The sequence below is a fragment of the Rhodococcus sp. EPR-157 genome, assembly GCF_001647195.1.
GTDB lineage: Bacteria > Actinomycetota > Actinomycetes > Mycobacteriales > Mycobacteriaceae > Rhodococcoides.
The window spans coordinates 1-3,114 of sequence record NZ_LVCV01000615.1 but is presented as its reverse complement, the minus strand read 5'-3'; the positions used below and the strand labels follow the sequence as shown (position 1 = coordinate 3,114).

Sequence of the window (3,114 nt, the reverse complement as noted above, 5' to 3'; positions counted from 1 at the left end):
GAGTCGCCTGGCCCACCGAGCTGCTGACCGTGTCGTCGACGGACCCGACCGATGGACCGGTCAGCGTGCAACCCAACTCGGCAGTGGCGTGGGGCGAAGCAGGGGCGCCGACACCTGTCCGAACGGTGGCGACTGCCGTTCCCATCACCGAACTGGTGGGAGTGAGCGCGCAGCGGGCGAAGCTATCCGAGTGGCTACGGCTCGCGCTCGACGAGGCCGAACTCCTGGCGAAGCTCGGCGCATCGCCACACCTGGGTGTGTTGATCACCGGTCCCGCCGGTGTCGGAAAGGCGACGCTTGCGCGCGCGGTTCTGGCCGGCCGTCCCGTCACCGAACTCGACGGCCCCTCGATCGGCGCACTCGACGCCCCCGCGCGGGTCGACGCCATATCCTCGGCCGTCGACAGCCTCTCCGGGGGCGGGGTTCTGCTGATCTCCGACATCGACGCACTACTTCCGGCGTCGACGGAACCGGCGTCGACGCTCGTCCTCGATCAGCTCAGGCGCGCAGTCGACACCTCGGGGATTGCGTTCGTCGCCACCACTGCGCACCCCGAATCCACCGATGCCCGCCTTCGCGCTCAGGACCTGTGCGATCGCGAACTCACACTGTCCTTACCGGATGGCGCAGGCAGGACCGCGCTGCTCGATCATCTCCTCCGTACATCGCCGACCGACAGCCTGACGCTCGGGGAGATCGCGTCACGAACACCAGGTTTCGTCGTGGCCGACCTGGCCGCGCTCGTCCGAGAAGCAGCTCTGCGGGCAGCATCACGGGCCAGTTCGGATAGCTCGGATCCACGTATTACCCAGCAAGACCTCCTCGGCGCACTCGAGGTCATTCGTCCGCTGTCCCGTTCGGGGGCAGAGGAATTGGCTATCGGAAGCATCACTCTCGACGATGTCGGCGACATGGTCGAAACCAAACAGGCACTCACCGAGGCAGTGCTCTGGCCGCTCCAGCATCCGGACTCGTTCTCGCGCTTGGGAATCGAGCCTCCCCGCGGCGTGCTCCTCTACGGTCCACCCGGATGCGGAAAGACCTTCCTCGTCCGTGCGCTTGCCAGCTCAGGCCAACTCAGCGTGCACGCGGTCAAAGGTGCCGAACTGATGGACAAGTGGGTCGGATCCTCGGAAAAGGCTGTACGCGAACTCTTTCAACGCGCACGCGACTCGGCACCGTCGCTGATCTTTCTCGACGAAGTCGACGCACTCGCACCGCGACGCGGACAGAGTTCGGACTCCGGCGTCGGAGATCGGGTCGTTGCGGCGCTCCTGACCGAGCTGGACGGCGTCGAACCACTGCGTGATGTCGTAGTCCTCGGGGCCACCAACCGGCCCGATCTCATCGATCCCGCACTGCTCAGACCGGGCCGTCTCGAACGCCTGGTCTTCGTGCCACCGCCGGATGCCGACGCACGCAAAGACATCCTTCGGGCGTCGGGCAAGTCGATTCCGCTGGCGGACGACGTCGATCTGGATTCGCTTGCCGAAGGGCTCGACGGGTATTCCGCTGCGGACTGCTCGGCACTGCTCCGTGAGGCCGCCCTGACTGCGATGCGTCGGTCCATGGAGGCCACCGACGTCACCGCCGCCGATGTCGAGGTTGCGCGCCGAACGGTCCGTCCGTCGCTGGATCCCGAGCAGGTCGAACATTTGAAGGCCTACAGCGCTACGCGCTAGTGGCACGAATAAGTGCACCTGGGTGCACTCAACCGTGCCACTGGCGGCGGAGCCGCCTACTTCCAGCGAGCGAGCAGCTTTGCGGCTTCCCCCGCGAGCGCACCCTGGAACAGCGGCCCGAAACTGATGCGGCCCACTCCCAGCGACGCGAAGTGCGCAAGATCGCCATCGACGGGGTTGGCGATTGCGTTGATGGGCAACGGGAGCTCCTCGGCGAGGCGGGTGTGGTCCGCATCGTTGTGGAAGCCGACGGGGTAGAGAGAGTCGGCGCCTGCATCGGCAGCGAGCTTCAAGCGTGCAATTGCCCGGTCGACGCGGTCGCTCTCGTCACCGACCTGCTTGACGAACAGGTCGGTCCGCGCATTGATGACCACGTGCACGTCGGTCGCGTCGGATGCGGCACGCAGCGCGCCGACGAAGTCCGCGTGCTCCTGCGCCTCACGGAGTCGGCCACCTTCGCTGTGGACGGTGTCTTCGATGTTGAGACCGACAGCGCCAGCCGAAATCAAGCCATCGATGAGCCGCTTGGGATCCTCGCCGTAGCCCGACTCGATGTCCACGGACAGCGGAGCGTCGACGGCAGAGCTGATCTGGGAGATACGCGCCAGCAGTTCGTCGAACGTGATGCCCTCGTTGTCGGGCTTTCCGATCGAATCCGAGACTGGGTGGCTGCCCACGGTGAGCGCAGCGAATCCTGCCGAGACAGCAAGGTTGGCCGACCACGCGTCCCACACGGTGGGGAGCACGACGGGGTTACCCGGCTTGTGCAATTCGAGGAGGGTTGTGGCCTTCTGGGACAAGCTCGTCATTGAGGCTCCTTAGCGGTCGAATGCAGAGAACGTGCGTTCTCTGCATTTCAACCTACCCGAGCCACGCAGCACCTTCAATCGATCAGGTCGAGTTCCTTCATTCGGTCGAACACCATCAACGACCCCGGAGCGACGAACGGCATCGCCGCATACTCGTCGCGAGTGAAGAAGCGAATCTCGGCGATCTCGCTGGTAGGCGTGGGTTCCGACGCCAAATTCGCCCGAAAGCAATGAAGCTCCAGCGGAGTTCCGGACGGATGACCCCACGCCTCGGACTCGAACAGCCCGAGGAACTCGACACCGACCACATCGGAATCGAGTTCCTCGCGAATCTCCCGATGCAACGCCTCCTCGGGTGTCTCACCAGGGTCGATCTTGCCGCCCGCCATGTAGAACGCCGACTTACCGACCGAGCGAGCCTGAAGCATCCGACGGTCCCTGACGAACGCCAGCCCCGCAGTGCGAATCCGACTATTTGCGCAGGCTCCACTCACGCCCCGATGGTTCATTCCGCAGGCTCCACTCACGCCCCGAATTTACCGCGGAATCAGCGGCTTCTCCCCGCGCACCTTCATCTGCTGGACCGCCCAGGTGTTGCCGTCGGGATCGGCGAACCCGAAGAG

Annotated in this window: 3 protein-coding genes and 1 pseudogene; 1 reads left to right on the top strand and 3 read right to left on the bottom strand. The window is 65.1% G+C overall.

The features are described 5' to 3' along the window. Positions 1 to 1,682, top strand: a 1,682-nt coding sequence (locus A2J03_RS26580) for an AAA family ATPase (RefSeq protein WP_068380300.1), incomplete at its 5' end; no start/stop codon positions are given. A gap of 56 nt (positions 1,683 to 1,738) precedes the next feature. On the opposite strand, the gene A2J03_RS26575 is transcribed toward A2J03_RS26580, so the two are convergent. The 3 genes and pseudogenes from A2J03_RS26575 to A2J03_RS31965 all read right to left on the bottom strand — a co-directional run. Next, the gene (locus A2J03_RS26575) at positions 1,739 to 2,491 is read right to left on the bottom strand and encodes an isocitrate lyase/PEP mutase family protein (protein ID WP_068380297.1); all 753 of its coding nucleotides are present in this window, start codon (positions 2,489 to 2,491) and stop codon (positions 1,739 to 1,741) included. Between the two features lie 74 nt (positions 2,492 to 2,565). Beyond that, complete coding sequence (locus A2J03_RS26570; protein WP_082898108.1) at positions 2,566 to 3,000, bottom strand: NUDIX hydrolase; 435 nt, start codon at positions 2,998 to 3,000, stop codon at positions 2,566 to 2,568. Between the two features lie 27 nt (positions 3,001 to 3,027). After that, a pseudogene (locus A2J03_RS31965) lies at positions 3,028 to 3,114 on the bottom strand (VOC family protein); the annotation flags it as partial.

What these genes read in the sequence shown, in the direction of transcription:
- A2J03_RS26575 (WP_068380297.1), bottom strand. Translation starts at nt 2,491, where the DNA reads ATGACGAGCTTGTCCCAGAAGGCCACAACCCTCCTCGAATTGCACAAG.
- A2J03_RS26570 (WP_082898108.1), bottom strand. Translation starts at nt 3,000, where the DNA reads ATGAACCATCGGGGCGTGAGTGGAGCCTGCGCAAATAGTCGGATTCGC.